This is a genomic window from bacterium (assembly GCA_024224155.1).
Classification (GTDB): Bacteria; Acidobacteriota; Thermoanaerobaculia; order Multivoradales; family JAHEKO01; genus CALZIK01.
In genome coordinates this window covers 1-5,260 of sequence record JAAENP010000094.1, presented here as the reverse complement: position 1 = coordinate 5,260, position 5,260 = coordinate 1, and the positions used below count along the sequence as shown (strand labels likewise).

Annotated in this window: 5 protein-coding genes; 4 read left to right on the top strand and 1 reads right to left on the bottom strand. The window is 62.8% G+C overall.

Translation table 11 applies throughout. The features are described from left to right. Window positions 1-203: 203 nt before the first annotated feature. Entirely contained in the window at window positions 204-1,112 is a 909-nt protein-coding gene (locus tag GY769_05055) for a hypothetical protein (GenBank protein ID MCP4201286.1), read from the bottom strand. Window positions 1,113-1,243: 131 nt separating this feature from the next. Here GY769_05055 and GY769_05050 point away from each other — a divergent pair, with 131 nt between their 5' ends. From GY769_05050 to GY769_05035, 4 genes are all read left to right on the top strand, one after another. Beyond that, window positions 1,244-1,645, top strand: a complete 402-nt coding sequence (locus tag GY769_05050) for a hypothetical protein (protein MCP4201285.1) — start codon at window positions 1,244-1,246, stop codon at window positions 1,643-1,645. Next, complete coding sequence (gene tnpB / locus GY769_05045) at window positions 1,642-1,998, top strand: IS66 family insertion sequence element accessory protein TnpB (GenBank protein MCP4201284.1); 357 nt, start codon at window positions 1,642-1,644, stop codon at window positions 1,996-1,998. Before GY769_05050 ends, tnpB begins: the two co-directional genes overlap by 4 nt. A gap of 64 nt (window positions 1,999-2,062) precedes the next feature. Beyond that, window positions 2,063-2,941: a DUF4338 domain-containing protein gene (locus tag GY769_05040; GenBank protein ID MCP4201283.1), complete on the top strand. Its 879-nt coding sequence runs from the start codon at window positions 2,063-2,065 to the stop codon at window positions 2,939-2,941. After that, entirely contained in the window at window positions 2,938-4,587 is a 1,650-nt protein-coding gene (locus GY769_05035) for an IS66 family transposase (GenBank protein ID MCP4201282.1), read from the top strand. The genes GY769_05040 and GY769_05035 overlap by 4 nt, the downstream gene beginning before the upstream one ends. Window positions 4,588-5,260 lie beyond the last annotated feature (673 nt).

The window sequence follows — 5,260 nt, the reverse complement described above, 5'->3', positions numbered from 1 at the left end:
GGGAGTGGCGGCGGGGATGGGGACGTAGGCCGGGGTGGTGTGCAGCGCCGGCGCCGCGGCGGGGTGGGAGACGAGCGCGGGATGGAGGGGCACGATCGTGAGGATCAGTGCGGGGGCGAACGGCGACGAGCCAGGACGCCGATCAGGCTCGGCGAGCGGCGGCCGGCGAGCGGTCAACGTTCTGCGATCGCTACGAGCAATCATCATCGGAGCTTGTCCAGGTAACGGGCATCCAACCAGTAGATGTCAATGTCGGCCCGCTCGGGGTCGGGAGCGAGGCCGAGCGTCTCGCGGACCGTGTTCCTGTAGCGCGGGATCTTGGTGTTCTTTGGGCGCCGGCTCGTGAAGAAGAGGTACTGTCCGTCCGGCGACACGCTCGGGCAGAGCTCGCGGTGCTCGGTGTTCACCGCAGCGCCGAGGTTGCGGGCTTTGGTCCAGGTGTGGTCTGGAAGCTCGAAGCTCACGTATAAGTCGGCGCCTCCGAATCCCTCGTCTCGTTTGGAGACGAAGACGATGTAGTCCCCGTCGGGGGAGATGCATGAATCGGTCTCGCCAACCTCCGTGTTGACCGCCGTCCCCAGATTGGTCGGTGGCCCAAACTCGTCACCGTCCATTGCAGCGCGGTAGACGTCAAAACCACCAAAGCCGCCAGGCCGGGAGCTGAAGAAGTACAGGAAACCGTCCTTCGATTCCGATGGGTAGAGGTCCCAGCCGCCGGTGTTGATGGGTTCGGGTAGGCGGACCGGATCGCCCCATCCCTGCTCCGTGCGATCGACATACCAGATGTCCGGATTCTCGATCTGCGGCCCGGCGCCACTTGCCGGCCGCAGGGAGGTAAAATACACGCGATGGCCGTTCGGGCTCATCGTGAGGTCGTAGTCGGGGTACTTGCCGCTGAACGAGGCAACGGCAGGCTCGGTCCAGCGTCCGTGGACAGACTTCATATGGAGAATGTAGGTGCTGCCCTCTGCAAAGAGGCCGAAGAACACCTCCAGGCCGTCGGGCGTGAACGCCGTACTCCACTCCGCCGTGTCGGTCGAAACGACTCCTGGAGCGAAGAGGACGGGCTCAAGCCCGGGTGGCTCCTGACCGAGATACGGTCCCTTCAGCAAGGGGAATTCCGTCTGATCATCCCGGGCGAAGCCCGGAGCAACAAAGGTGTCCTTCCGGTAAGCGTGCGTGACCGGCGCTGAGGCCGTCGGTACCGTTGGTGGTCTAACGACCGACCGACGGAGGACAGCCGATGAAGCAAGGATCCCACCGCCCTTCCCGGGACATCTTGAGTGACGTTCGTAGCCGGTTCGAGCGCTGGCGCCAGAGTCGGAAGCGAGGCACCCGTATCCCTGAGGCGTTGTGGCAAGCGGCGGTCAAGGCCGCTGGAGATTGCGGCGTTTCCAAGACGGCCCAGGCCCTGGGCCTGGACTACTACGGGCTGAAGACGCGCTTGGAGTCCACCCTCGAGGTCTCGGAGTCGGAGCCAGCTGCCGGTCGAGAATTCCTGGAGATTCCGCTGTTTGCGTCGGCGCCGGACTGCGTGCTGGAGATGGCGGACGCAGCGGGGTTAAGGCTACGGGTCGAGTTGCGAGGTTCGGCCGCGGCGCATTGCGAGCCGCTGGTCCAGACTTTATGGAGGGTGACGCGATGATTCAGGTGGCGCCGCAGATGCGGGTGCTGGTCGCGGTGGAGCCTGCGGACTTCCGCAAGGGCATTGACGGCCTGGCCAAACTGGCTCGTGAGGAGCTCGACCACGACCCTTTCTCCGGCTGCCTGTTCGTGTTCCGCAACCGCAAGGCCACGGCGGTGAAGATCCTGGTCTATGACGGTCAGGGTTTCTGGCTCTGCTACAAGCGCCTGTCGGCGGGGCGATTCCGCTTCTGGCCGGCCGGGAAGAAGCTACGGTCTCTGGAAGCCCACGAGCTGCAGGTGCTGCTCTCGGCTGGCGATTTCTCAGCGGCAAGGGCTGCGCCGCCGTGGCGCCGCCTAAGTTCAGGCACTTGAAGGCGAAAATTCTACTCCCCAGGACCTTGCGTTCCACATTTTCGTCCTGTAGGGTGTCTTCACCATGGAGGTGAAGCTCAAGTACCGAGGTCGCGAGATCACGGATGAGGACCTCGCGTTCATCGCGAAGCTGATCGCCCAAAACCCTGGCGCCAGCCGCCGACGGCTGTCGAAGCTGCTGTGCGAGGCTTGGGACTGGAGACAAGCCAATGGCGAGCTGCGGGACATGGTCTGCCGCGGCCTGATGCTGAAGTTGCATCGCGCCGGGCTCATCGAGCTGCCCCCCGTGCGTTTTACTCCCCACAACAACGTGGTCGCTCGGCGCAAGCCTCAGAGAGTCTTGGTTGACCAGACGCCTCTGTGCACTTCCCTGAAGGAGATCCAGCCGCTGGAGATCCTCCAGGTCCGGCGCACGCGAGAAGAGGCGTTCTATGATGGCCTGATCGAGGAGTATCACTACCTCGGCTACACCCGGCCGGTCGGCGAGCACCTGAAGTACCTGATCGTGACGTCGAATCGGCCGGTGGCGTGCATGGCGTGGGGCTCGGCGCCGCGCCATCTGGGTCCGCGCGACCGTTTCATCGGCTGGTCGGCTGAGGCCCGTCGTCGCAACATTCGCTATGTGGCCTACAACACCCGCTTCCTGATCCTTCCCTGGGTCGAAGTGCCCCATCTGGCGTCGCACCTTCTAGGTCGCATGACGCGGATGCTTCCGGCGGACTGGGAACGCCTATACAGCCACCTGATCTACTACCTCGAGACCTTCGTCGATCCGCGGCGTTTCCGTGGCACCTGCTACCTGGCGGCCAACTGGATTGCCTTGGGTCAGACCACCGGCATCGGCCATAACTCGCGGACGAAGAAAGCCACCCAGCCGAAGAAGGAAGTGTTGGGTTACCCGATGCGGAAAGACTTTCGCCAGCTGCTCGGGGCGGCGCCATGAGCCGACGCAAGCCCGAGCGAATTGTGTTGGATGCCGCCGAGCTGATGGCGATCGTCGAGCGTACCCAGACGTGTACGCTTACGGTGGGGGACTACGAGAAACTGAAAGCGAGCGTCGAGACCCTGGTTTGGATGGAGGCCGAGCTGGGAAAGACGAACGCGTCCCTCAAGCGCCTTCGCAAGATCCTGTCCATTAACACGAAGAAGACCGAGAAGACGAGCGAGGTGCGCAAAGGGGTGGAGGGTGCAAAAGGTGACGACGAAGAGACCAGCGGTGAGAAGCCGGAGAAGAAGAAGAAGGGACACGGTCGTAACGGCGCTGACGCCTATGAGGGCGCAGAGAAGATCCCGGTGCCTCACGAATCGCTCAAGCCTGGTGACCCGTGCCCGGAGTGCGAGACCACCAGCGCCAAGGTTTACCCCCTGATCCCTCCACGCAAGCTGGTGCGCATCAAGGGCCAGGCACCGATTCAGGCGACAGTTTACGAGCTCGAGGGAGCACGCTGCAATCTCTGCGGCAAGGTGTTCTGGGCCAAGGCTCCGGAGGAGGTCGGGGAGAAGAAGTACGACGAGACGTCGGCGAGCATGATCGGGCTCTTGAAATACGGCGTCGGGGTACCCTTCAACCGACTCGAGAGGCTGGTGAAGAGCTTCAAGATCCCACTTCCAACCTCGACTCAGTGGGACATCGTCAGAAAGGCCGCCATCATCCTCGCGATGGCCTACGAAGAGCTCATCCGGCAGGCAGCGCAGTGGGATATCTTCTACAACGACGATACCTCGGTGAAGATCCTTCAGCTGCTCGAAGAGAATCAACGGATCGAACAGGAGGGCTCGAAAGAGCGTACCGGGATCTTCACCTCCGCCATCGTCGCGACCTGCGACGACCACAAGATCGTGGTGTTCTTCACCGGGCGCCAACACGCCGGGGAAAACCTCGAAGATGTGCTGCGGCGCAGGGCGGCGGAGCTCGAGATACCGATGCAGATGTGCGACGGGTCGTCGCGCAATGTGCCGAAGGATCTGGCGACGATCTTGGCCAATTGCATGGCTCACGGACGCAGGAAGTTCGTGGAGGTGGCCGAGAGCTTCCCTCGAGAATGCCTCTACGTGCTCGAGTCCTTGCGTGAGGTCTACCGGCACGATGCCATTGCCCGTAAAGAGGAGATGTCGCCCGAGAGGCGGCTACGCTTCCATCAAGATCACTCCGCCGAAATCATGGCGGCTCTGAAGAGCTGGATGAACGAGCAGCTGGAGGAAAAGCACGTAGAACCGAACTCCTCCTTGGGGGGCGCCTTCTCCTACATGCTCAAGCGGTGGGACAAACTCACGCTGTTTCTACGCAAGCCTGGCGCACCGCTGGACAACAACATCTGCGAGCGAGCGCTGAAGAAAGCTATCCTCCATCGCAAGAACGCGCTGTTCTACAAGACCAAGAACGGCGCTCGCGTCGCCGATATCTTCATGAGCCTGATCTACACCGCGGAGCTTGAAGGAGTCGATCCGTTCGACTATCTCACCGAGCTTCTGAAGCACCCTGAAGAGCTGCGGCGCAGCCCCCAGGAGTGGATGCCCTGGAACTACCAGGCGGTTGTTGCAGCAGCCGAGGCGGTGGCCGCTCAGCCCGACGTCGAACTGGCGGCCTGAGCCGCGCCATCCGAGGCGGCCAGTCGGAGCCGGAAGAGCTGCGGTCCGAGGCGCAGCTGAAGCAGCCGAGGCGGCGGCTCAGCCTGACGTCGGCCGAATTGGCGGCCTGGCCTGAGCCCATCCGAGGCGGCCACTCGGCGCCGTGCCATCCGTGGCAGCCAGTCGGTCTAGGCCATGCCGTTGCCAATGAGCTCAGGGCCGACGGCCTCCACCGCCGACCGAGCGCGGCGCTACGTCCCAGCGTCACTCCGCACAGACGGCACGGACCTCCGGCCAGGGAAGGGCCGGCCGTCGATGGCGTCACGCCAATGGCCTCGCGCCCGCCGACGGTGAGGACGATGTCACGCCTCGGCGATCAGCGCCGCCGCCCCCATGGTCGCAATCGTTGAGTAAATTGGCTCTACGCACGCTTGCCGCAAGGACACGTCGTATAGACGTGGAGCGTAATGTTGAGGCCCTCCTCGCGCACGACGAGATTTCGAGCTACCAGCACTTTTGGAATGAAGGGTCGATCGCAGAGCTTGAGCAAGTGGAACCAATTCAGCGGCTGAACGCTAAGATACTTATGGCTATCGCGGAACTAGAGTCTGAAGACAGTGGTGTAACACTGCCATCTGTGGTTCGGCATCCACTATTGCGAGAAACGATATCTGGGGACATCGCTGTTCGTGCC

What these genes read in the sequence shown, in the direction of transcription:
- GY769_05050 (MCP4201285.1), top strand. Translation starts at nt 1,244, where the DNA reads ATGAAGCAAGGATCCCACCGCCCTTCCCGGGACATCTTGAGTGACGTT.
- tnpB (MCP4201284.1), top strand. Translation starts at nt 1,642, where the DNA reads ATGATTCAGGTGGCGCCGCAGATGCGGGTGCTGGTCGCGGTGGAGCCT.
- GY769_05040 (MCP4201283.1), top strand. Translation starts at nt 2,063, where the DNA reads ATGGAGGTGAAGCTCAAGTACCGAGGTCGCGAGATCACGGATGAGGAC.
- GY769_05035 (MCP4201282.1), top strand. Translation starts at nt 2,938, where the DNA reads ATGAGCCGACGCAAGCCCGAGCGAATTGTGTTGGATGCCGCCGAGCTG.